This window comes from Burkholderia cepacia (assembly GCF_001039005.1).
Lineage (GTDB): Bacteria > Pseudomonadota > Gammaproteobacteria > Burkholderiales > Burkholderiaceae > Burkholderia > Burkholderia theae.
Genome location: NZ_LDWR01000067.1, coordinates 114,143 through 138,008 on the forward strand (window position 1 = coordinate 114,143; position 23,866 = coordinate 138,008).

Sequence of the window (23,866 nt, forward strand, 5' to 3'; positions counted from 1 at the left end):
TCCGACCCTCGGAGAACAAGCGCTTAGTGCTTGTTTTACTGAGGGTTTTTGCTGATGGAACCGGTTCTATCCGTGGACCGTAAAGAAAAGTAAAATTCAGCGTCCTGACGGCGGGTGGGGGACCTCCCGTGTTTCGGAGACCTGCATAGCCGGGCATACTCGCAACGACTCGCCCGGTTCGAACAATTCTAGGAGGAGTGCCACATGGGGGCTGTCCAAGGCAGCATGCTGCTCGTATTCACGCTGATCGCGATTGCCGCGCTGATCCTGATGATCGCGCGCTACAAGATCTACCCGTTCCTGGTGCTGATCATCGTTTCGCTCGGCCTCGGTCTCGTCGTCGGCATGCCGATGGACAAGATCGTCAAGTCGTTCGAGACGGGCACCGGTGGCACGCTCGGCCACATCGCGATCGTCGTCGGCCTCGGCACGATGCTCGGCAAGATGATGGCCGAATCGGGCGGCGCCGAACGGATCGCGACCACGCTGATCGACTGGTTCGGGGAAAAGAACATCCACTGGGCGATGATGTTCGTCGCGATCATCGTCGGCCTGCCGGTGTTCTTCGAAGTCGGCTTCGTGCTGCTGATCCCGATCGCGTTCAACGTCGCGAAGCGCACCGGCAAGTCGCTGCTCGTCGTCGGTCTGCCGATGGTGGCCGGCCTGTCCGTCGTGCACGGCCTGATTCCGCCGCACCCGGCCGCGCTGCTGGCCGTCCAGCAATACGGCGCCGATATCGGTAAGACCATCGCGTTCGGCCTGCTCGTCGGCGTGCCGACCGCGATCATCGCGGGCCCGATGTTCGCGCTGATGATCTCGAAGTTCGTGAAGCTGCCGGAACATAACCCGCTCGCCGCGCAGTTCGTCGATTCGCACACGGATGGTCGCAAGCGCGAACTGCCGAGCTTCGGCATCACGCTGTTCACGATCCTGCTGCCCGTCGTGCTGATGCTCGTCGGCAGCTGGGCCGACCTGCTGTTCACGCCGAAGTCGCTGCCGAACAACCTGCTGCGCTTTGCCGGCAACTCGGACGTCGCGCTGCTGATCGCGGTGCTGGTCAGCTTCTGGACGTTCGGCGCGAAGCAGGGCTTCAACCGCGACCAGATCCAGAAGTTCTGCAGCGAGTGCCTGGCGCCGATCGCCGGCATCACGCTGATCGTCGGCGCGGGCGGCGGCTTCGGCGGCGTCCTGCGCGACAGCGGGATCTCGCAGCAGATCGTCGAGACCGCGAAGCACGCGCACCTGTCGCCGCTGCTGCTCGGCTGGTTCGTCGCGGCGCTGATGCGTCTCGCGACGGGTTCGGCGACGGTCGCGATGACGACGGCCTGCGGCATCGTCGCGCCGATCGCGGCGGCGGCCGGCACGACGGTCAGCCCGGAGCTGCTGGTGCTCGCCACGGGCTCGGGCTCGCTGATCTTCTCGCACGTGAACGACGGCGGCTTCTGGCTGATCAAGGAGTACTTCGGGATGACGGTCGGTCAGACGTTCAAGACCTGGTCGTTGCTCGAAACCATCATCTCGGTGCTTGGTCTTAGCTTCACGCTGCTGCTGAGCCTGGTTTTGTAACAAGGGGTAGTCAATGATTCTGATCGCAATGGGCGTGTCGGGCGCGGGCAAGTCGCGAATCGGCGAAATGCTGGCGGAACGCCTGTCGTGCAGCTATACCGACGGCGACGCGTTTCACAGCGCGGCGAACAAGGAAAAGATGCACCACGGCATTCCGCTGACCGACGACGACCGCTGGCCGTGGCTGCGCGCGATTCGCGCGGCCATCGAGGAAAAGCAGCGCGCGGGGGAGACGGCCGTCTTCACCTGCTCGTCGCTGAAGCGGTCGTACCGCGACGTGCTGCGCGGCACCGACGCCGACGTGCGGTTCGTGTATCTGCAGGGTTCGTTCGAGGTATTGCACGAGCGCCTGAAGACCCGCACCGGCCATTTCTTCGATCCGTCGCTGCTGAAGAGCCAGCTCGACACGCTCGAGGAACCGGGCCCGGACGAAGCGATCGTGGTCAGCATCGAGCTGACGCCCGAGCAGATCGTCGATCAGGTGATAACGAAGATCGACGGCGCGCATCAGCACTGAGCGCGGTTCGCGGCAATACGTGATGAAAAAGGCGCCCTGCGGGGCGCCTTTTTCGTTGGCGGCCCGCCGGCCGGTCAGGCCGCGTGCGCGCGCTTCGCGATGCCGTCGAGCAGCACGTCGAGCATCGTGTCGTGCACGGCCGCCGGATCGAGCTGCGCATAGAGCGGCGCGGCCGACCGGACGAGCGGGTGCTCGGTGTCGGACAACGCGTGCATTTCCGCGAGCTCGACCTCGTTCGCGGGCCGCGTGAGCCCGCCGGCCTCGGCGGCGGCGAGCCCGATCACGCTCGCATACCAGCCGACGCACACGGCCGGCAGCGCCGCGCGCGGGATGCCGGCGTCGACCAGCGCGCGATGCACGGCCTCGATGTGCGCGAGATCGGCGGGCCCCGTGCTCATGTGGCGCTGCAGGAGCGCGAACGCGGCAGGATGGCGCAGCGCGAGCGCGCGGTACTGGCGCGCGAGGTCGCGCAGCCGGTCGCGCCACGGCAGCGCGTCGTCGACCGGCACGAGCGAGCGCGACAGCGCGTTCGCGATCGCGCGGCTCAGGCCATCCTTCGACTTGAAGTGGTACAGCACGCTCATCGGATCGCAGCCGACCGATTGTGCGAGCTTGCGCACGCTGAACGCGGCTTCGCCGACGTCTTCGAGCAGCGCGAGCGCGGCCGCGACGATCGCGTCCTTGTCGAGGCCGCGCGGGCCCTGGGCGGGTTTGTCTTTCATCGATGCGGGCTGGTGGCCGGCGCAGGCCCGGCCGTAAACTTGACGAAAGCTTATTCTACACTGTAGAATTATTTCTGCGATGTAGAAATTGGGTGTCCCGGCACCTTTCAATACGTGCTTTCGCACAGTCCGGGATCCAGGCGGCACGAGCGTGCCCGCCGTCAACACGGGCCATTGCGCCCCTTTTCTCGTTGACACCCATGTGGAACCGGCTGCCCCACACGCAAAGCCAGAAGGCTCTTCGACAGGCGGCCCAAGACCATGCAAGTGCAATCATGATCTCCAGCAATCAACCCCTGATCCAGGGCGAATCGCGTTTCGAGCAAACGCAACTGAACATCGAAAAAGACAACTGGAACTGGTGCGATCCGGCCCGCTACGACGGCGAACGTCCGGCCAACTGGTACGAGGCGTCGCTGTCGCGCCACGCGAACACCGCGCCGCTCGCGCACGACGCCGTATGCGACGTGCTCGTGATCGGCGCGGGGCTGCTCGGCGCGTCGGCCGCGCTGCATCTCGCGGAAGCGGGCGTCGACACGATTCTCGTCGACAAGCATCACGTCGGCTCGGCGGCATCGGGCCGCAACGGCGGCCAGCTCACGCCCGGCCTCGCGCGCTGGGAAGCCGCCGACATGATCGATCACCTGTCGCACGACGATGCGAAGCGGCTGTGGCGCTTCGCGTCGACCGAATCGATGGGTCTGATCGATGCAATCGGCGCGCGTTACGCGCTCGATCTCGACCGCAAGCGCGGCCACATCACGGCGGCGGTCCACCCGGGCCACATGAGCGCGCTGCTCGACGGCGCGGATGCGCGCCGTCATCTCGGCGACGCGGGCGTGACGCTCGTCGGCCGCCATCAGCTGCATGACGAATACGTGCGGTCGGGGCTGTACCACGGCGCGGCGATCGACTCGATCGGCGGGCAGATTCACCCGCTCGCGCTCGTGCGCGGCCTCGTGCACGGCTTCCGGCTGAACGGCGGCGCGCTGTTCGAGGGCACCGAGGTGCTCGAGCTCGACGACACGCCGGCGGGCGTCGTCGCGACGACGCCGGGCGGCACGATCACCGCGCGCAAGGGTGTCGTGCTCGCGCTGCACAACACGACGTTCCGGCTGCTCGACGACGGCGCCGCGACGACCGTGCCGTTCTTTACCTACGTGAGCGTGACGGCGCCGCTCGACGTCGACGTCGCGACGCTGATGCCGGCCGGCATGCCCGTGTACGACACGCAGTTCCAGATCGACTACTACCGGCCGGTGCGCGGCAACCGCCTGCTGTTCGGCGGGCAGGGTACCGGCAGCTGCTGGGCGCAGCCCGACGTCAACGCGTATCTGCTGACGCGGCTGAACACGGTGTTTCCGCAGGTCGACGGCCAGTTCGCGCTCGACTACTGCTGGAGCGGCGTCAGCGATTTCACCCTGAACGGCGCCACCGACAGCCGCAAGACCGACGGCCGCGTGCCGATGTACATGGTGCAGGGCTGGAGCGGCCACGGCGTCGCGCAGACGGTGCGGATCGGCAAGGCGATCTGCGACGATTTCGTCGGACGCAACGACGATTTCTCGATGCTCACCGGCATCGACCACCGCGCGATTCCGCTCGGCCGTCAGTTGTCGCCGATCGCGATCCCGGCCGCGAAGGCGGCGATGAGCGTGATGAGCGCGCTCAACCCGGGCCGGATGATTTCGTTCTGAGCGCCTGAAAGGAAAAAAGCCCGATGCGATTGCTCGCATCGGGCTTTTTCGCGTCTGGCGACGGCGGCGCTTACGCGATCCGCTTCGCGAGTTCGACGGCCTTGCCGATGTACGACGCGGGCGTCATCTCGAGCAGGCGATCCTTCGCATCCTGCGGGATCGCGAGCGTGCCGACGAACTGCTGCAGCGCTTCGCGCGTGATGCCCTTGCCGCGCGTCAGTTCCTTCAGCTGCTCGTACGGGTTCTCGATGCCGTAGCGGCGCATCACCGTCTGCACCGGCTCGGCGAGCACTTCCCAGCAGTTGTCGAGATCTTCGTTCAGGCGCTGCGGATTCACTTCGAGCTTGTCGAGGCCGCGGATCAGCGAGTCGTACGCGAGCAGCGAGTAGCCGAGCGCGACACCCATGTTGCGCAGCACCGTCGAGTCGGTCAGGTCGCGCTGCCAGCGCGACACCGGCAGCTTGTCGGCGAGGTGGCGCAGCGTCGCGTTCGCGAGGCCGAGGTTGCCTTCCGAGTTCTCGAAGTCGATCGGGTTGACCTTGTGCGGCATCGTCGACGAGCCGATTTCGCCGGCCTTCGTCTTCTGCTTGAAGTAGCCGACCGAGATGTAGCCCCACACGTCGCGGTCGAGGTCGAGCAGGATCGTGTTCGCGCGTGCGACCGCGTCGAACAGCTCGGCCATGTAGTCGTGCGGTTCGATCTGGATCGTGTACGGGTTGAACGTGAGCTTCAGGCGGTTTTCGATCACGTCGCGCGAGAACGCTTCCCAGTCGAATTCCGGATACGCGGACAGGTGCGCGTTGAAGTTGCCGACCGCGCCGTTCATCTTGCCGAGGATCTCGACCTTCTCGATGCGGACGATCGCACGGGCGAGGCGCGCGGCGACGTTCGCGAGTTCCTTGCCGAGCGTCGTCGGGCTGGCCGGCTGGCCGTGCGTGCGCGACAGCATCGGCTGTTCGGCGTGCGCGTGTGCGAGCGCGACGAGGCGCTGGTAGACCGTGCGCAGCGCCGGCACGATCACGTGTTCGCGCGCGCCGGCGAGCATCATCCCGTGCGACGTGTTGTTGATGTCCTCGGACGTGCACGCGAAGTGAATGAATTCGCTCGCCTTCTCGAGTTCGGCCTGGCCCTTCACCGATTCCTTCAGCCAGTATTCGACGGCCTTCACGTCGTGGTTCGTCACGCGCTCGATTTCCTTGATGCGTGCGGCGTCGTGCGCGGTGAAGCGCTCGGCGAGCTGCAGCAGGAACTGCTCGGCGGCGTCGGAGAAGCGCGGGACTTCCGCGAAGCCGGCGCGCGACAGCGCGATCAGCCAGTGCACCTCGACGGTGACGCGGTGGCGCATGAAGGCGGCTTCGGAGAGCCAGTCGCGCAGCGCTTCGGTCTTGCTGGCGTAGCGGCCGTCGATGGGCGAGAGCGCGGTGAGGGCGAAAAGCGTATCGGGACGAGTGTCGGACATGATCGGGCGGGCCTTGAAGCCGGGGCAGCGAGGGGAGGAGAATCCGGTATTTTACCATCGGCGCGGGACGATCCCGGCCGCGGCCGGCCGGCGGGTGCCGTCGCGGGCGAACGCCGCGCCGGCGCCCGTCCGCAGCGGGCCGCCGGGCCGCTCGCCACGCCGCCGGCCGGGCCCGGCCGCCGGTAGAATGCAGGCTTCTACCCGACCGCCGCCCGCCGCGCCCGCCTGCATGGAACTGAAATGGCTCGAAGACTTCGTTTCGCTCGCGGAAACGCGCAGCTTTAGCCGGTCCGCCGAACTGCGGCACGTGTCGCAGCCGGCGTTCTCGCGGCGCATCCAGGCGCTCGAGGCATGGCTCGCGACCGAACTGATCGATCGTTCGGTCTATCCGACGCGCCTCACGCAGGCCGGCCAGATCTTCTACGAGCAGGCGCTGACGATGCTGTCGCAGGCGCACGAGGCCCGGACGCTGTTGCGCGGCCACGTCGGCGCGCCGGTGCCGACGATCGAGTTCGCGGTGCCGCACACGCTGTCGCTCACGTATTTCCCGCGCTGGCTGCAGCGGATCGAGGCGAAGATGGGTCAGGTCCACACGCGGCTGCGCGCGCTGAACGTGCACGACGCGGTGCTGTCGCTCGTCGAGGGCGGCTGCGATCTCGTGATGGGCTACCACCACCCGAGCCATCCGGTCGCGCTCGACCCGGCGCGCTACGACATGCTGGTCCTCGGCAGCGAGCCGATCAGCCCGTTCTCGGCACCCGGCCGCGCGGGCCGGCCGCGTTATACGCTGCCCGGCACCGCCGACGCGCGCGTGCCGTACCTGTCGTATACGCCGAACGCGTATCTCGGCCGGATGACGGAAGTCATCGTCGCGAACGCGCCGACCCGGCTGTTCCTCGATCGCGTCTATGAAACCGACATGGCCGAAGGGCTGAAGGCGATGGCGCTCGCGGGCCACGGTGTCGCGTTCCTGCCGCACAGCGCGGTCGAGGACTCGGTTGCCGGTGGCCGCCTGATCCGGCTCGACCGGTCGGTGCGCGGCGGCGCGCATCCGTTCACGCTGACGATGGAGATCCGGCTGTACTGCGACAAGCTCGCGCTGCAGGGCGATGATCCGCGCCAGAAGCTGGTGCGGGCGCTGTGGGACGTCGTGCGCGACGAGCTGCGCGATACCGACGCCTGATTGTGGCCGCCTGAAGGCGGCGGGCTGACGGCGACCTTGCGGCGCCTGTCGGACGGCTGTCCGGTGGCCGGCCCGCACACGGGCAACACGATTTTTCGCGGACGCGATGCATGACCGATCGCGTGCGTTCTTGCGCAAATCGACCGCAGATTTGCGAAAAATCGCGATCATGCAAGAAACGCATAATCGAATAAGCAAACGGCATTGGATAAAAAAAACGGGTTTTTCGACAATGTGCGCACCTGTTGACCGTTGGAGCATCCATGTCTTCGCAATTGCAGTCCATCCCGTCCTACCTGCACGCCGACGATCTCGGCCCGTGGGGCAACTACCTTCAGCAAGTCGATCGCGTCGCGCCGTACCTCGGTTCGCTGTCGCGCTGGCTCGAGACGCTGAAGCGTCCGAAGCGCATCCTGATCGTCGACTGCCCCATCGAGCTCGACAACGGCACCGTCGCGCACTTCGAAGGCTATCGCGTGCAGCACAACGTGTCGCGCGGCCCGGGCAAGGGCGGCGTGCGCTACCACCAGGACGTGACGCTGTCGGAAGTGATGGCGTTGTCCGCATGGATGTCGGTCAAGAACGCGGCCGTGAACGTGCCGTACGGCGGCGCGAAGGGCGGTATCCGCGTCGACCCGCGCAAGCTGTCGCGTGGTGAGCTCGAGCGCGTGACGCGCCGCTACACCAGCGAAATCGGCATCATCATCGGCCCGAACACCGACATTCCGGCGCCGGACGTCAACACCAACGAACAGGTGATGGCGTGGATGATGGACACCTACTCGATGAACCAGGGCCAGACGTCGACCGGCGTCGTGACCGGCAAGCCGATCGCGCTCGGCGGTTCGCTCGGCCGCAAGGAAGCAACGGGCCGCGGCGTGTTCGTCGTCGGTTCGGAAGCGGCGAAGAAGAAGGGCCTCGAAATCGCAGGCGCGCGCATCGCGGTGCAGGGCTTCGGCAACGTCGGCGGCATCGCGGCGAAGCTGTTCCAGGAAGCGGGCGCGAAGGTGATCGCGGTGCAGGATCACACGGGCACGATCTACCAGCCGGCCGGCCTCGATTCGAACAAGCTGCTCGACCACGTCGCACGCACGGGCGGCGTCGCGGGCTTCGAAGGCTCGGAACCGATGCCGAACGACGAGTTCTGGACGGTCGAGACGGACATCCTGATCCCGGCGGCACTGGAAAACCAGATCACCGAGAAGAATGCAGCGAAGATCCGCACGAAGATCATCGTCGAAGGCGCGAACGGCCCGACGACGACGGCGGCGGACGACATCCTGAGCGCAAACGGCGTGCTCGTGATCCCCGACGTGATCGCGAACGCGGGTGGCGTGACCGTGTCGTACTTCGAGTGGGTGCAGGATTTCTCGAGCTTCTTCTGGACGGAAGACGAGATCAACCACCGTCTCGAGCGCGTGATGCGCGATGCGTTCGCCGGCGTGTGGGCGGTCGCGGAAGAGCACAAGGTGTCGGTGCGCACGGCGGCGTTCATCGTTGCGTGCAAGCGCATCCTGATGGCGCGCGAAATGCGCGGCCTCTACCCCTGATCGTCGACTTCGATCGATTCATGACGCAATCCATCCGATTGCGGATATGAACCCTCGCGGGCGGTGCCGGATCCGGCACCGCCCGCGCGCGCATTCGGGGTGCCCGGAGCCGGGAGGAAGGCTTCGCACGGGGCGATTCGTAGTGCGGTAAACAACCAGTACTTTCAAAAATATTACTTTGATACACTGGCGCGGGTTTTAGCCAAGGAGATGACCAAAATGAAATACCAAAAGGCTGTCCTGATGATCGCGGCGCTTTGCGCATTCGCAAGCGGCGCGCATGCTCAGGAGACGGGCACGCTGAAGAAGATCAAGGACACGGGCGTGATCGCGCTGGGCCACCGCGAATCGTCGATCCCGTTCTCCTACTACGACCAGAACCAGCAGGTGGTCGGTTATTCACGCGAATTCCAGATGAAGGTGGTCGACGCGGTGAAGAAGAAGCTGAACCTGCCGAACCTGCAGGCGAAGAACATTCCGGTCACGTCGCAGAACCGCATTCCGCTGGTGCAGAACGGCACGGTCGACATCGAGTGCGGCTCGACGACCAACAACGCCGAGCGTCAGCAGCAGGCCGCGTTCTCCGACACGATCTTCGTGATCGGCACGCGCCTGATGACGAAGAAGGATTCGGGCGTCAAGGATTTCGCGGACCTGAAGGGCAAGACGGTCGTGACGACTGCCGGCACGACGTCCGAACGCCTGCTGCGCAAGATGAACAACGAGAAGCAGCTCGGCATGAACATCATCAGCGCGAAGGATCACGGCGATTCGTTCAATACGCTGGAATCGGGCCGCGCGGTCGCGTTCATGATGGATGACGCGCTGCTCGCGGGCGAGCGTGCTAAGGCGAAGCAGCCGGGCGAGTGGGTGATCGTCGGCACGCCGCAATCGGAAGAGGCGTACGGTTGCATGATGCGCAAGGGCGATACCGATTTCAAGAAGGTCGTCGACGACGCGATCTCGCAAGTCGAGAAGTCGGGCGAAGCCGCGAAGATCTACGCGAAGTGGTTCGAGAACCCGATTCCGCCGAAGGGGCTGAACCTGAACTTCCCGCTGTCCGATTCGATGAAGAAGCTGTACGCGAACCCGAACGACAAGGCGCTCGACTGACCGCACGGCCGTTGATGCAGAAATGACGCTAATGAGACGGAAGAGGCCACGCTTCTTCCGTCTCTTTTTGCTGGAGTCTTGCCCATGTCTTACCACTGGAACTGGGGCATCTTCCTGAGCCCCGTGTCGACCGGCGAGCCGACGACTTATTTCGGATGGCTGATGTCCGGCTTCTGGGTGACGATCGAAGTGTCGCTCGCCGCCTGGGTCATCGCGCTGATCGTCGGATCGCTGTTCGGCGTGCTGCGCACCGTGCCGAACAAATGGCTCTCCGCGCTCGGCACCTTGTACGTGTCGATCTTCCGGAACATTCCGCTGATCGTGCAGTTCTTCGTCTGGTATCTCGTGATACCCGAGCTGCTGCCCGCGTCGATCGGCACCTGGATCAAGCAGTTGCCGCCCGCCACGCAGTTCTTTACCGCGTCGATCATCTGTCTCGGCCTGTTCACGGGCGCGCGCGTGTGCGAACAGGTGCGCTCGGGCATCAATGCGCTGCCGAAGGGCCAGCGCGCCGCGGGCTTCGCGATGGGCTTCACGCAATGGCAGACGTACCGTTACGTGCTGCTGCCCGTTGCGTACCGGATCATCGTGCCGCCGCTCACGTCGGAATTCCTGAACATCTTCAAGAACTCCGCCGTCGCGTCGACGATCGGCCTGCTCGACCTGTCCGCGCAGGCGCGCCAGCTCGTCGACTACACCGCGCAGACCTATGAGTCGTTCATCGCGGTCACGCTCGCGTACGTGCTGATCAACCTGATCGTGATGGCGTTCATGCGCTGGATCGAAGGCCGTACGCGGCTGCCCGGCTATATCGGAGGCAAGTGATGCATCAGTTCGACTGGAGTAGTATTCCCGGCGCGCTGCCGACGCTGTGGACGGGTGCGATCGTCACATTGCAGATCACGCTGATCGCGATCGTGATCGGGATCGTCTGGGGCACGCTGCTGGCGCTGATGCGGCTGTCGGGCGTCAAGCCGCTCGCGTGGTTCGCGCAGGGCTACGTGACGGTGTTCCGCTCGATCCCGCTCGTGATGGTGCTGCTGTGGTTCTTCCTGATCGTGCCGCAGCTGCTGCAGGGCGTGCTCGGGTTGTCGCCGACGATCGACATTCGCCTCGCGTCGGCGATGGTCGCGTTCTCGCTGTTCGAAGCCGCGTATTATTCAGAGATCATCCGCGCCGGCATCCAGGCGGTGCCGCGCGGGCAGGCGAATGCCGCGTTCGCGCTCGGCATGAACTACGCGCAGGCGATGCGCCTCGTGATCCTGCCGCAGGCGTTCCGCGCGATGGTGCCGCTGCTGCTCACGCAGGCGATCGTCCTGTTCCAGGATACGTCGCTCGTGTACGTGATCAGTCTCGCGGACTTCTTCCGCACGGCCGCCAACGTCGGCGATCGCGACGGCACGACCGTCGAGATGGTCCTGTTCGCCGGCGCATGTTATTTCGTGATTTGCTCGTTGGCGTCTGCTCTCGTCAAGGGTCTCCAGAAAAAGGTCACACGATGATTTCCATCAAGAACGTTTCGAAGTGGTACGGCCAGTTTCAGGTCCTCACCGACTGCACGACCGAGGTCAAGAAGGGCGAAGTGGTCGTCGTGTGCGGCCCGTCAGGTTCCGGCAAATCGACGCTGATCAAGACCGTGAACGGCCTCGAGCCGTTTCAGCAGGGCGAGATCCTGGTGAACGGCCAGTCGGTCGGCGACAAGAAGACGAACCTGTCGAAGCTGCGCTCGAAGGTCGGGATGGTGTTCCAGCATTTCGAGCTGTTCCCGCACCTGTCGATCACCGAGAACCTGACGCTCGCGCAGATCAAGGTGCTCGGCCGCGGCAAGGACGAGGCGAACGAGAAGGGCATGAAGCTGCTCGATCGCGTCGGCCTGAAGGCGCATGCGCACAAGTTCCCGGGCCAGCTGTCGGGCGGCCAGCAGCAGCGTGTCGCGATCGCGCGCGCGCTGTCGATGGACCCGATCGCGATGCTGTTCGACGAACCGACGTCCGCGCTCGATCCCGAGATGATCAACGAAGTGCTCGACGTGATGGTCGAACTCGCGCAGGAAGGGATGACGATGATGGTCGTCACGCACGAGATGGGCTTCGCGAAGAAGGTCGCGCATCGCGTGATCTTCATGGACAAGGGCGCGATCGTGGAGGACGACCGCAAGGACGATTTCTTCTCGAATCCGAAGTCGGAACGCGCGAAGGACTTCCTCGCGAAGATCCTGCACTGAGCGTTCGCGTATCGCGTGCGCTTCATGCGCGCCCATGCGAAACCGCCCGGCCGAACGCCGGGCGGTTTTTTTTCGCCGGCTGCCGTTGCTCGCAGCCGGCGGACGGGGCCGTGCGCCGTTCGTTACCAGCTGTACCGGTAGCCGACCTGCCCGACGACGCCGCGCCGATACGCGCCGCCGATGTTGCGCGCGATCTTCGCATTCGCGTACAGCTCGCCCGACTTGCCGAAGCCCGCGGTGACGCCGACGCCGAGCTCGTACCACGTGCGGCCGAGATGCGTCGCGAACGGCGTGCCGCCGACGACGGTCTGGCCCGGCGACAGGAAGTCGTGCAGCACGTCGGCCGTGAAGTACGGGGTCGCGGCGCCGCCGCCCGAATCCGCGGCGAGGTTCGGCCGGAAGATGCGCACGCCGACGCGGCCGCGCAGCGCGTTGGTCGTCGTGCCCGACACGGCCGACACGTTGTCGTTGAACCCGTTCAGTTTCAGGTACTGATACATCAACTGCGCCTGCGGCTCGACCGCGATCGGCGTGTTGCCGATCGCGAACGGCTTGCCGACCTCTTGCGACAGCGCGAAGCCGAAGCCGTTCTGCGACGCCTCGTTGCCGTAGCTGTCGCGATAGCGGTTGCCGTAGTGCGTGACCTGACCGACGCTGTCGAAGTACGTGCCGTCGGAGAGATAGCGCGTCCAGTAGCCGCCGACGCTCTGCGCGTGCATCTCGACCGAGCCCGTCGACGTCGACAGGTTCGGTGAGCCGGCGCGCGCCATGTCGCTGAAGCTCGCGTTCGACACGCCGATGCTGGCCGTCACGCCCGCATGCGTGCTGCCGCCGCCGTTCGGCGCCTGGTCGAGCGTCCAGTCCTTGCCGAACTGCGCGAAGAACGTGCGTTCGTCGGCCGCGAAGCGGCCCGCGTCCGCATCGAGGCTCTCGCCGCCGATGCGCCCCCACACGCCGTCGCGGTTGCCGGGCTGCTGCTTCCCGAGGTTGTCGATGTCGCCCACGCGCTCGTGCAGCTTGCCGAGGGTCGAGAAGCCGTAGTCGGCGTTCAGCAGCGGCGTCAACGCGTAGCCGGCGACGCCCGGGCGATACGCGAGTGTGCCGCCGTTGCCATTCCCGTTGCCGCCACCGCCGCCGTTCGTGGTGGACGGATCGATCGGGTCGCCCGGGTCCGTCGAGTCGAGTTGCGAACGCAGGTACCAGTTGTTCGTGCCGCTCTGGCCGCCGCGGTAGAGCCGGTACTCGTAGGCGCCGGCCTGCACGGGGCCCGCCAGCTGGAATGCCGATGCCGTGGTGGTGCCGCCGTTCGTGGCGACGACCACCGGAATCCCGTCGCCCTTGGTCTGTGCGCCGGTGCCGGCCGTATTGGCGATCTTCAGGCCGGTCGTGCCGCTCGCGGCACCGCCGTTCACGATCAGCTGGTCGGTCGGCGACGCATCGGCGCCGAGATACGTGTTGAGCGCAATTGTGCCGCCGTTGCCGACGTAGCTGCCGGTCGTCAGCGTCTTGTAGCTGCCCGAGAGCGTCGGCGAGCCGACCGGCGCGGCGAACGCAACCAGGCCCGCGTTGTTCAGGCTGCTCAGCACCGAGCTGCCCGTCATGCGCCATGTGCTCGTGCCGTCGATCGTCAGCGCGACCGGATCGATCTTGCCCGTCAGCGTCGTGCCGTTCGCGAGGAACACGTTGCCGGTGCTCGATGCGTCGGAGACGATGTCGCCGGCGAGGTTCACCGCCGACGCGTTGAACGTCACGTTGCTGCCGTTCACGAGATTCAGCAGCGTACCGTTGCCGGCCGTCACGACCGTGCCGTTGCGCACCGCGATGTCGGCCGTGCCGCCGCGTGCGAGGAATGCCGGCCCGGCGGTCGACGTCACGCTGCCGCCGTCGACGAGTACCGAGCTCGTCGCGCCGTTCGCCAATGTGTCCGACGTCAGCACGCCGGCCGTCGCGCCCTTGAGTGTTGTGCCGGTCAACGCGAGCACGCCGCCGCTGTCCGCGGTCGCGCCATTGCCGGCCGCGCTGGCGATCGACGACCCTGCATCGGCGACGCGGCCGCCGTTCTGCGCGACGACGCCATCGGCCGCGCCGCCCGACGCGGTGATGGTCGCGCCCGACAGCAGCGCCGTCGCACCGCCGTCCATCACGATCGCATGCGCGCCGGCGCCGGTCGTGGTGACGGTCGTGCCGTTGGCCGCGAGCGTCGAGTCCGCGCCCGACACGAACAGGCCGCGCGCGTTGGCGCCGGCGGTGCGGACGACCGTTGCCGCATCGGTCGCGATGCGTGCGCCCGCGCCGGTCGACGTGAGGCCATCGGCGCCGTTGCCGGTGGTGGCGACCCGCGTGCCGGACAACGCGATCGTTGCATTCGCACCGAGGTTGCGGATCCCGCTGCCCGATCCGCCGACCGCGATCGACGTCGCGCCGGCCGCGAGCCCGCCGCCCGAGACGGTCGCGTCGATCAGCACGCCGTCGGCGCTGCCGTTCGCGATGACGGTGCCCGCGCCCGACAGTGCGACCGACGCGCCGGCGCCCGTCAGGCGCACGCCCGCGATGCCGTCGTCGGCTTCGATCGAACCCGTGTTGGCGAGCGTCGCGGACGCGCCCTGCACGAGCGCGCCGGTGCCGTCGGAGACGCGGATCGTCGACGCGTTGTTCACCGTGCCGAGCGCGCCGGCCACGACGCCGGTCGAGCCGGCGCCCGTCAGCATCACCGTGTCGCGGTTCTCGAGCGTGCCGAGGTTTTGCGCGACGAAGCCCGTCACGCCGGCGGTCGACGACGTGACGGCGGCGTCGTTGATCAGCGTCGTCGCGGCCGGCGCGCCGGCATTCGCGCCGGTGAGGTCGTGCGCCTGGCCGTCGACGACGCCCGCGATCGCGCCGGCCGCGTTCAGGTTGATCGTCGCACCTGCGTCGATCGTGCCCTTCGCGCCGCCTTCGACCGCGATCGCGATGCCGTTCGCGCCGTTCACGTTGTAGATCGCGTTGCCGGTCGACAGCGTGGTGCCGGCGTCGGTCGCGAGCACGCCGTGCGCGCGCTGGCCGTTGACGTCGGTCGTCAGCGCGCCGGCCGTCGACGCGCCGGTGTAGGCCGCGCCGCCCGCGACGCGGAACAGCGTCGAATCGTCGGTGTCGACGCTGAGGTGCTGTGCGGCGACGTTGATCTTCGAGCCCGCGCCATACGCGTAAAAGCCGATCTGGTTGGTGCCCGACATGAACGCGGGCACCGCGTTCGTGCCGACGTCGATCGTCGCGCCCGAGCGTGCGTGCACGCCGATCGCGCCGGTGCCCGTCAGGTTGAGCGCGCCGTCGAGCGTGGCCTTTGCAAGCGGCCCTTCGGCCCACACGCCGTAGTTGCGCGTGCCCGATGCGGGATCGAGGCCGCCGGCCACGTTGATCGTGCCGGTCGAGGTCGCGGCGGTCGCGTTCGTGCCGGTTCCGACGACCATGATGCCGATGCCGTTCACGCCGTTCAGCGTGATGGTGCCCGTGTTGGTCACGGTCGCGGCGGTGTCGGAGGCCAGCATGCCGACGTTGGCGAGCGGCGTGCCGGGCGCCGCGCCGTTGACGACGATCGTGCCCGCGTTGCTCAGCGTGCCGGACGACGAGCCGATGCTCGCCAGCGCGGCGCCGTTCTGCGTCTGCGAGCCGATCACGATCGTGCCGAGGTTGCTCGCGGTGCCGGATGCGCCGAGCAGGATGCCGTACGCGTGCGCGGACAGCGCGACGTCGTTCGCGGCTTCCGGCGACGCGGCGTCGTACTGGGCCGCGCGGCCGAGGTAGATCGTGCCGCCGGCTTCGTTCGTGAAGCTGCCGCCGTCGACGAGGCCGCCGATCACCTGGCTGTCGAGCTTCGTTGCGTTGACGCCGACGTTGATCGTGCCGGCGTTCGATGCGCTCGCGCCGCCGGTCGCGGCCACCGCGTAGTTCTGCAGGTCCGGGCGCGTGCTGTTGAAGCTCCACGCGCCGACGTTCATCACGCCGTGGTTGACGAACGTCGTGCCCGCACCGTTCGCGTAGACGCCGTTGCCTTCGGTGTACGCGTTGAGGCTGAAGTTGTCGGGCAGCGCGGTGCCGCCCGTGTTGAAGTTGTCGCCGGCGGCGTAGCCGGACGAGATCACGCCCTTGTTGACGCCGCTCGCGCCGGTCAGCAGGCGCACGAGCGTGAAGTCGCCCGACAGGCGTCCGTCGTTGACGAAGTGCGCGCCGTTTTCCGCGAGGACCGCCGAGCTCGAGGCGATCGTATTGGTGCCGCGGAAGTCGATCTGGCCGTCCTTGCCGATGTGCAGCGTCGCGTTCGCGCCCGTGCCGTGCAGCACCGACAGATAGTTCAGCGGCAGCGCATTCTTGTCGCCCGGCGACACGTTGTTCGCATACTGGAAGGATTGCGTGGAGAACGTGACGGCCTGGCTGAACGCGTTGTCGTAGGCGGCCTGCGAACCGAGCGCGCCGTTCTGGACCGACCGCACGAGAAAGTTGTTGTACGCGGCGAGCGACGCGGCATCGGTGACGGTCCACGCGCTGCCGTCGAACGCGGTGAAGGTGCCCGCATAGGCCGGCACGTCCAGCAGGACATGGCTGACGGGGCCGCCGCTCGCGAGATAGTCGCCGGTGCCGAGCCAGATCTGGTTGCGCGAATTCCAGTTGACGACGCTTTTCGCGGCGCCCGTGCCGTCCGCGACGAACAGGTCGCTGTTCTTCGGCGCCATCGTGATCGCGTTGCCGGCAGCCGCGGGCGAGCCCGCCGGGTTACCGATCGACACGTCGAGCGTGCCGCCGGAGCTGTCGACCGTCCCGATCCGCGTGTTCACGTACTGGTTGCCGTTCACGTTGTGATAGACGGGCACGCTGGTCGAACCCGCGCTCGACGCGGCAAACGCGGTCGAGTCGTAGGTGGCGACCGACGCATGGCCGCCGGTGATCGCATCGGGCGTGCTGACGCTCTGCGTCTTGCCGCCGATCGACAGCAGCGGCTGGTTGAGGTTGCCCGACACGACGGACGTGCCGCTGAGCGGCGTCAGCGTGTAGCCCATGTCGCCGGTCGCGCCGGTCCATGCGCCCGTCAGGCCGACCCGGTCGCCGCCCGACACGGTCGTGGCGCCGGCCAGGTTGTCGTTGACGGTCGGGCTGAAACTGCCGAGCGCGCAGTTGCCGCCGCTCGCGACCGCCGCGCCGCTGCCGCACGTCGACGCATACGCGGAGCCGGCCGACAGCGCGGTCAGCGCGGCGCTCAGTGCCGCGACGCGAAGCGGCGACCGGCGCGCTGCCGCGCGTACTGCACGGCGGCTTGTGCCCGATTCGCTGCCCGAACGCTTGCCGCGCGCCCGTGTCGTTTCCGCAACCGCGACCCAGCAGCCGGCGGTCTGGCTCCATATCGATCGAAATGAGTGATTCACGACAAGCCTCTCTTTCTTTTTTTGAAATGGTATTCACCGCGCTGCGGTGAAATCGCAATCCGCGGTGGAGAAATGGCCTGAATGGACGTGCAGCGGCCGTGGCCGTTTCTGCGCCAAGCGTGATTCGTTACACCGAGGATGAGCGGAGTCTACTGATCGAGAGGGCGCTCGATTATCAAAAAAATAATGAATGTGGTGATAATGCCGACTTCTGGCGGTATATTTTGATTGTGTGATGAATCGAACTGAAAGCCTTTGTGGATAAGGCTCATGGCGATTTTATCGACATCAATGAATGAATGCCGGATCGGTGGGGTGGCGCACGGTTTGTGTCGGGATGGTGCGCTAAAATATGGCTTCCGGATTATATATATTGCGAATCCGCTGATTTATTTGTTTTTTATTTATGTTATTTTCGCTTGGAAATTAATTAAATCAAGCGAATGTTGTGCGGTGTTGATTCGATACGTCGGATTGTGGTTCGGATGAAACGAATTCGGCGCCGGGCGAGCGATTTTCTCCGGCCGCGAAGGTCGCCGCATCGCGTGCGCACGCAACCGAACGCCGCAACCGGGCGTTACGGGCGATTGTCTTGCGGTGTCGTGTCGTCGCGGAAACGGAAGAAAAGGGCGCCGCCGCGCCGCGCTCAGAAGTCGATCGCGTCGTCCGAATCGCCATCGGCCGCGGTTGCGAGCGCCTCGCGGGCGTCGCGCGGCGCCGATGCCGACGCGTCGAGCGTCGGATTGCGCAGCTTCTCGAGCACGCGCTCGGGCACCGGGATCTGCATCCGCGCGGCGACGTCGCCGCACTGGAACATGATCAGCTCGCCCGGCTCGAACGCGGTCCAGACTTCGTTGTCGGTGAGCGGCTGCGTCGCGATCACCGCGACGCGATCCTCGGGCGTCGTGTATTTCGCGAAGTCGATCGACAGGTCTTCGTCGACCAGATGCGCGGTCGAGAACGGCCAGCGCCGCACGAGGTAGTGCAGCCGCGTCGAGCAGTGTGCGAAGAGCGCCTGACCGTTCGACATCAGGAAGTTGAACACGCCGTGATCGGTGATGCCGCGCGTCAGCTCGCCGACCCGCTCGAACAGTTCGGGCAGCGGCGGCTGCGCGCCGGGAAATGCCTCGCGCAGCCCCTGCATCAGCACGCAGAACGCCTGTTCGCTGTCGGTCGTGCCGACCGGATGGTAGACGCTGCCGTCCATGTCCGGTGCGTAGTCCTGCAGGTCGCCGTTATGCGCGAAGATCCAGTGCCGGCCCCACAGCTCGCGCATGAACGGATGGCTGTTCTCGAGCAGGATGTGCCCTTGCGTCGCCTTGCGGATGTGCGCGATCGTGTTCTTGGACTTGATCGGGTAGCGCTTCACCATTTCGGCGATCGGCGAGGTGGCCGATGCCTGGTGATCGATGAACAGGCGGCAGGCCTTGTCCTCGAAGAACGCGATGCCCCAGCCGTCGGCATGGTGATCGGTAAGCCCGCCCCGGGCCGCGAAACCTGTGAAGGAGAATGTGACGTCCGTCGGCGCGGCGCAGTTCATTCCTAAGAGTTGGCACATTTTACTTGGGGCGGCAGGCAGAGGCGGGGGGTAACGAACCGGGCGAACCCCGGTACAATGCGGCTTCTAGCATATCACCGAGCCCTCAGCGGTAAAAAGCGGATTCCGCCGGCCGAAGGCCTCGTGTTGCGGTTTGCCGTCAGTCGGCCCGCGCACGCGGGTTCCGGCCCCGCCGATGGCCGGCACGTTCCTCACGATGCCTCCTATGACTGCCTCGAACGCTTCCTCCCCGGCGACGCTCTCGTTCGCCCGTCCCGACGACTGGCACCTGCACCTGCGAGACGGCGACATGCTGGCCGCCGTGCTGCCGCACACCGCGCGCCAGTTCGGCCGCGCGATCGTCATGCCGAACCTGAAACCGCCGGTGACGACCACCGCGCAGGCGCAGGCCTATCGCGAGCGCATCCTGGCCGCGCTGCCGGCCGGGATGACGTTCGAACCGCTGATGACGCTGTACCTGACCGACAACACGCCGCCCGACGAGATCCGCCGCGCGCGCGAAAGCGGCTTCGTGCATGGCGTGAAGCTGTACCCGGCCGGCGCGACGACGAATTCCGACCATGGCGTGACCGATCTCGCGAAATGCGCGAAGACGCTCGAGGCGATGCAGCAAACCGGCATGCCGCTGCTCGTGCACGGCGAGGTGACCGATGCGTCGATCGACCTGTTCGACCGCGAGAAGGTCTTCATCGACCGCGTGATGACGCCGCTGCGCCGTGATTTCCCGGGCCTGAAGGTCGTGTTCGAGCACATCACCACGAAGGACGCGGCCGACTACGTGCGCGATGCCGACGCCGCGCCCGGCCTGCTCGGCGCGACGATCACCGCGCATCACCTGCTGTACAACCGCAACGCGCTGTTCGTCGGCGGGATTCGCCCGCATTACTACTGCCTGCCCGTGCTGAAGCGCGAGACGCATCGCGTCGCGCTGGTCGAAGCCGCGACGTCGGGCAACCCGCGCTTCTTCCTCGGCACCGACAGCGCGCCGCATGCGCGCGACGCGAAGGAAACCGCGTGCGGCTGCGCGGGCTGCTACACGGCGCTGCACGCGCTCGAACTGTATGCGGAAGCGTTCGACCACGCCGGCGCGCTCGACAAGCTGGAAGGTTTCGCGAGCTTCTTCGGCGCCGATTTCTACGGGCTGCCGCGCAGCGCCGAGACGGTCACGCTGCGCCGCGAGGCGTGGGAGCTGCCGCGCGAGATCTTCGCGGGCGATACGCCGGTCGTGCCGTTGCGCGGCGGCGAGACGATCGGCTGGAAACTCGCGTGACCGGTGCGTCGCCGCGCAAAGCTGGCCACACGGCCGGCAGCGGGGCGGCGAATTTCGCGCGGACCGACTCGTTCCCGCCGTGGCTTGCGCATGTCGCGGAGCCCGGCCGCGTCGCGCAGTGCTAGAATGCGCGTCGCAAAGCAGGCCAGGCAGTCGCGGCCTCGCCGCCTTCGGGCGCGCGGGGGCGAGGAAAGTCCGGACTCCACAGGGCAGGGTGATGGCTAACGGCCATCCGTGGCGACACGCGGAACAGGGCAACAGAAAGCAAACCGCCGATGGCCCGGCGCAAGCCGGGATCAGGTAAGGGTGAAACGGTGCGGTAAGAGCGCACCGCGGCGACGGCGACGTTCGCCGGCACGGTAACCTCCACCCGGAGCAATTCCAAGTAGGCAGGCGCGCATTTTCGGATGCAGGACGGGGCCCCCGTCTCGTCTGCGGGTAGGAAGCTTGAGCGCGTCAGCAATGGCGCGCCTAGAGGAATGGCTGCCACGCGCTGTGCGCTTCGGCGCGCAGCGTGCACAGAATCCGGCTTATCGGCCTGCTTTGCCGTTCGAATGCGAAAGGGCCGGCGTCTCCTTGCGGAGCGCCGGCCCTTTTTTCATGCGCGCGCGCCGTGGGTTCAGGCGGCGACGATGTCGAACGAGTGCGTGAGTTCGGCCGTTTTCGCGACCATGATCGACGCGGAGCAGTACTTGTCGTGCGACAGGTTGATCGCGCGCTCGACCGTGGCCGGGCTCAGGTTGCGGCCGGTGACGGTGAAGTGGAAGTGCACCTTCGTGAACACCTTCGGATCTTCGCTCGCGCGCTCGGCCTTCAGCGTGACCGAGCAGCCGGTAACTTCCTGGCGGCTCTTCTTCAGGATCAGCACGACGTCATAGGCCGTGCAGCCGCCGGTGCCGAGCAGCACCATTTCCATCGGGCGCGGCGCAAGGTTGTGGCCGCCGCCTTCGGGCGCGCCGTCCATCGCGACGAGGTGCCCGCTTCCGGTCTCGGCGGAAAACGCCATGCCGTCCTGACCCATCCAGCTTACTTTGCATTCCATGCTTGCACTCCAGCGTTGCCTGATTCGGATTCGATCCGGCATTGTAGCCCGCAGCGCAACGCTCGGCTGATGCACCGCACGACGTGAAATGCCGGACCCGGGCGGGCGCGGCGCGGCAGCGCGTCGGACGACAATTTCCTTGCTGTTTTTAGGGGTTTTACTCTAGGTGGGGCGGATTTGCGATGGCGTTATCGGGCCTTATGCCACTGATTTCAAAGAAGAAATGCTTTTTCGAAGCGCCTTGTCATAAATTCCACATTATGGTGTTTGATTTCGTAATGCAAATTTTCTTGTGAAGTCGGCGACGCGTTCGTATAATGAGCCTCATTGGTTGTCGCGCTGCGGCAACCTCCGCATGTCTCCTCCACCCTCCTCCTAAGGTGGATTAAGCCCGAACCAGCCGTTCGGGCTTTTTTTCGTCCCATGCAAACATCGTCGCGCGGTTTGCGCGCCCCGGCATCGTCATGCGGGCTGTCGTGCGGCCGGCTGCGACGTCGCGTCGGGCGCGGTGACGCGCGAGCGTGCATCAGGCGCCGGCGCGTGGACGGCCGACGCATGGCCGTGGCCGCGTGCGCAGAAGTGGCGTACGCGTTCGCGCACCGCGCGCAGGCGGGCGACGCGATCCTCGGCATGGGCGGTCCGGGCTTCGGCAATGCGCGCATCGAGCGCGTCGAGCTTGGCTTCGCAGCCGGTGTGGGCGACGGCAGGCGCCGCGGCGGCCAGCAGCGTGGCCGCGAAGAAGGGCGTAAGTCGTTGTTTCATCATGCTTGCTTGTTGTTTTCCGTGTTCGGCCGGTCTGGCGCGGCAAGGTCATGTGCCGCACGTCGATGGGTGCCTCCCCGGGCGCTCGGATCGCCTGGCTTGTCGGGGCACGAACGGATTTTGGCCCATTTCGGGCGCCGCGGACACGGGACGTGGATTCCCTTTGACCGCGTTGCCGTATTTCCTTTATAATTCAGAGCTTTTCCGCATTCATGCCCACGGAAAAAGAACAGGGAGAGCCTGCACCGCGCCTCGAAGCGCACACAGACAAGCAGGAAGAACACACCGGGCAAAGCATTTTTTTTGGATCGATCATGAAGACGTTTTCCGCAAAAGCCCATGAGGTGACGCGCGAATGGTACGTGATTGACGCGACGGATAAGGTTCTCGGCCGTGTTGCCAGCGAAGTGGCACGCCGTCTGCGCGGCAAGCACAAGCCTGAGTTCACCCCGCACGTCGACACTGGTGATTTCATCATCATCATCAACGCCAGCAAGTTGAAGGTCACGGGCAACAAGACTCTGGACAAGAAGTACTACCGTCACTCGGGCTACCCGGGCGGCATCTATGAAACGACGTTCGGCAAGATGCAAGAACGCTTCCCGGGCCGTGCGCTCGAGAAAGCGGTCAAGGGCATGCTGCCGAAGGGCCCGCTCGGCTACGCGATGATCAAGAAGCTGAAGGTCTACGCAGAAGCGACGCATCCGCACTCGGCTCAACAGCCGAAGGCGCTCGAGATCTAAGGGGACCCACATGATCGGTAACTGGAACTACGGTACGGGCCGCCGCAAGAGCGCAGTCGCTCGTGTCTTCATCAAGGCTGGCAAGGGCGACATCGTCGTCAACGGCAAGCCCATCGCCGACTACTTCTCGCGCGAAACGTCGCTGATGATCGTGCGTCAACCGCTGGAACTCACGAACCACGGCCAGACGTTCGACATCAAGGTGAACGTGAATGGTGGCGGTGAAACGGGTCAGGCAGGCGCAGTGCGCCACGGCATCACCCGTGCACTGATCGACTACGATGCGACGCTCAAGCCGTCGCTGTCGAGCGCAGGCTTCGTGACGCGCGATGCGCGTGAAGTCGAGCGTAAGAAGGTCGGTCTGCGCAAGGCACGCCGCGCCAAGCAGTTCTCGAAGCGTTAATTTCGCTTCATGGCTTCGCCGCTTTCGGGCGGCGTCCGCCGGAAAAACCGCCAGCTTTCACGCTGGCGGTTTTTTTATGCCCGCTTGCATGCCCGTGCCGCGGCGGTCCGCACGGGCCCGTTTGATGAAATCGACAAGAACCTATTGATTTCATGGACTTCAGCACGATCTTCTGATCGGCCCTACAATAGCGGCTAAAGCTTTTTGGAGAGTTCGCAATGAACGCTGTTACCGAATCCGCAGCAACGACGGCCGAAATGCCGGTTCCGTTCGTCTTCACCGACGCCGCGGCCGACAAGGTCAAGCAACTGATCGACGAAGAGGGCAATCCCGACCTGAAGCTGCGCGTGTTCGTGCAGGGTGGCGGCTGCTCCGGCTTCCAGTATGGCTTCACGTTCGACGAGGAAGTCAACGAGGACGACACCGTGATGAACAAGAACGGCGTCCAGCTCCTGATCGACTCGATGAGCTACCAGTACCTGGTCGGCGCCGAGATCGACTACAAGGACGACCTCAACGGCGCCCAGTTCGTGATCAAGAACCCGAATGCGAGCACCACCTGCGGGTGCGGTTCGTCGTTCTCGGTCTGAGCGCACGGCAGATTCTTTCCGGTTCGCCGGAGTGAAAAACGGGGCTTCATGCCCTAATGCCGTTCAGTTAAGCA

At 65.8% G+C, this 23,866-nt stretch carries 19 protein-coding genes and 1 other RNA gene; 14 read left to right on the forward strand and 6 right to left on the reverse strand.

From position 1 onward, the window contains the following. Positions 1–204: 204 nt before the first annotated feature. Complete coding sequence (locus tag VL15_RS34130) at positions 205–1,566, forward strand: GntP family permease (RefSeq protein ID WP_048251207.1); 1,362 nt, start codon at positions 205–207, stop codon at positions 1,564–1,566. A 13-nt stretch (positions 1,567–1,579) separates the two neighbouring features. Then, on the forward strand, positions 1,580–2,083 hold the full coding sequence (locus VL15_RS34135; RefSeq protein ID WP_048251208.1) for a gluconokinase: 504 nt from the start codon (positions 1,580–1,582) through the stop codon (positions 2,081–2,083). 74 nt (positions 2,084–2,157) lie between these two features. Here VL15_RS34135 and VL15_RS34140 read toward each other — a convergent pair whose 3' ends face one another. Continuing rightward, positions 2,158–2,805 carry a TetR/AcrR family transcriptional regulator gene (locus tag VL15_RS34140; RefSeq protein WP_048251209.1) on the reverse strand — a complete coding sequence of 216 codons (648 nt, stop codon included), beginning with the start codon at positions 2,803–2,805 and terminating at the stop codon, positions 2,158–2,160. Between the two features lie 275 nt (positions 2,806–3,080). Between VL15_RS34140 and VL15_RS34145 the strand changes: the two genes are divergently transcribed. Then, a complete protein-coding gene (locus VL15_RS34145; RefSeq protein WP_048251210.1) occupies positions 3,081–4,502 on the forward strand; it encodes an NAD(P)/FAD-dependent oxidoreductase in 1,422 nt (473 codons plus the stop codon). Between the two features lie 70 nt (positions 4,503–4,572). On the opposite strand, the gene purB is transcribed toward VL15_RS34145, so the two are convergent. Continuing rightward, on the reverse strand, positions 4,573–5,961 hold the full coding sequence (gene purB, locus VL15_RS34150; RefSeq protein WP_048251211.1) for an adenylosuccinate lyase: 1,389 nt from the start codon (positions 5,959–5,961) through the stop codon (positions 4,573–4,575). Positions 5,962–6,190: 229 nt separating this feature from the next. Between purB and VL15_RS34160 the strand changes: the two genes are divergently transcribed. The 6 genes from VL15_RS34160 (at position 6,191) to VL15_RS34185 (ending at position 12,031) form a co-directional block, all read left to right on the forward strand. Beyond that, positions 6,191–7,144 carry a LysR substrate-binding domain-containing protein gene (locus VL15_RS34160; protein WP_048251213.1) on the forward strand — a complete coding sequence of 318 codons (954 nt, stop codon included), beginning with the start codon at positions 6,191–6,193 and terminating at the stop codon, positions 7,142–7,144. Positions 7,145–7,407: 263 nt separating this feature from the next. Continuing rightward, positions 7,408–8,694, forward strand: a complete 1,287-nt coding sequence (locus VL15_RS34165) for a Glu/Leu/Phe/Val family dehydrogenase (RefSeq protein ID WP_048251214.1) — start codon at positions 7,408–7,410, stop codon at positions 8,692–8,694. A 219-nt stretch (positions 8,695–8,913) separates the two neighbouring features. Beyond that, positions 8,914–9,807, forward strand: coding sequence for a glutamate/aspartate ABC transporter substrate-binding protein (locus VL15_RS34170; protein ID WP_048251215.1), 894 nt, complete (start codon positions 8,914–8,916; stop codon positions 9,805–9,807). 84 nt (positions 9,808–9,891) lie between these two features. Further along, positions 9,892–10,632 carry an amino acid ABC transporter permease gene (locus VL15_RS34175; protein WP_048251216.1) on the forward strand — a complete coding sequence of 247 codons (741 nt, stop codon included), beginning with the start codon at positions 9,892–9,894 and terminating at the stop codon, positions 10,630–10,632. After that, on the forward strand, positions 10,632–11,309 hold the full coding sequence (gltK, locus tag VL15_RS34180) for a glutamate/aspartate ABC transporter permease GltK (RefSeq protein WP_048251217.1): 678 nt from the start codon (positions 10,632–10,634) through the stop codon (positions 11,307–11,309). The genes VL15_RS34175 and gltK overlap by 1 nt, the downstream gene beginning before the upstream one ends. Next, a complete protein-coding gene (locus tag VL15_RS34185; protein ID WP_046544940.1) occupies positions 11,306–12,031 on the forward strand; it encodes an amino acid ABC transporter ATP-binding protein in 726 nt (241 codons plus the stop codon). The genes gltK and VL15_RS34185 overlap by 4 nt, the downstream gene beginning before the upstream one ends. A 122-nt stretch (positions 12,032–12,153) precedes the next feature. Here VL15_RS34185 and VL15_RS34190 read toward each other — a convergent pair whose 3' ends face one another. Together VL15_RS34190 and VL15_RS34195 are read right to left on the reverse strand one after the other, a co-directional pair. Beyond that, the gene (locus VL15_RS34190) at positions 12,154–17,424 is read right to left on the reverse strand and encodes an autotransporter outer membrane beta-barrel domain-containing protein (protein WP_048251218.1); all 5,271 of its coding nucleotides are present in this window, start codon (positions 17,422–17,424) and stop codon (positions 12,154–12,156) included. Between the two features lie 646 nt (positions 17,425–18,070). Beyond that, positions 18,071–18,982 carry a class II glutamine amidotransferase gene (locus VL15_RS34195; protein ID WP_048251219.1) on the reverse strand — a complete coding sequence of 304 codons (912 nt, stop codon included), beginning with the start codon at positions 18,980–18,982 and terminating at the stop codon, positions 18,071–18,073. A gap of 205 nt (positions 18,983–19,187) precedes the next feature. On the opposite strand from VL15_RS34195, the gene pyrC reads away from it, so the two are divergent. Both pyrC and rnpB read left to right on the forward strand, forming a co-directional pair. Continuing rightward, the gene (gene pyrC / locus VL15_RS34200; RefSeq protein WP_048251220.1) at positions 19,188–20,252 is read left to right on the forward strand and encodes a dihydroorotase; all 1,065 of its coding nucleotides are present in this window, start codon (positions 19,188–19,190) and stop codon (positions 20,250–20,252) included. A gap of 137 nt (positions 20,253–20,389) precedes the next feature. After that, an RNA gene (rnpB, locus tag VL15_RS39160) (RNase P RNA component class A) lies at positions 20,390–20,801 on the forward strand. Positions 20,802–20,871: 70 nt separating this feature from the next. Here rnpB and VL15_RS34205 read toward each other — a convergent pair. After that, the gene (locus tag VL15_RS34205) at positions 20,872–21,336 is read right to left on the reverse strand and encodes an OsmC family protein (RefSeq protein WP_196319659.1); all 465 of its coding nucleotides are present in this window, start codon (positions 21,334–21,336) and stop codon (positions 20,872–20,874) included. A 420-nt stretch (positions 21,337–21,756) separates the two neighbouring features. Next, positions 21,757–22,059, reverse strand: a complete 303-nt coding sequence (locus VL15_RS34210) for a DUF1090 family protein (RefSeq protein ID WP_048251222.1) — start codon at positions 22,057–22,059, stop codon at positions 21,757–21,759. A gap of 311 nt (positions 22,060–22,370) precedes the next feature. Here VL15_RS34210 and rplM point away from each other — a divergent pair, with 311 nt between their 5' ends. From rplM to erpA, 3 genes are all read left to right on the forward strand, one after another. Continuing rightward, positions 22,371–22,799 (forward strand): 50S ribosomal protein L13, encoded by a 429-nt coding sequence (gene rplM, locus VL15_RS34215; protein ID WP_009687896.1) that lies wholly within the window; start codon positions 22,371–22,373, stop codon positions 22,797–22,799. A gap of 10 nt (positions 22,800–22,809) precedes the next feature. Further along, complete coding sequence (gene rpsI, locus VL15_RS34220; RefSeq protein ID WP_048251223.1) at positions 22,810–23,202, forward strand: 30S ribosomal protein S9; 393 nt, start codon at positions 22,810–22,812, stop codon at positions 23,200–23,202. A 218-nt stretch (positions 23,203–23,420) separates the two neighbouring features. Next, complete coding sequence (gene erpA, locus VL15_RS34225) at positions 23,421–23,792, forward strand: iron-sulfur cluster insertion protein ErpA (RefSeq protein ID WP_011350956.1); 372 nt, start codon at positions 23,421–23,423, stop codon at positions 23,790–23,792. Positions 23,793–23,866 lie beyond the last annotated feature (74 nt).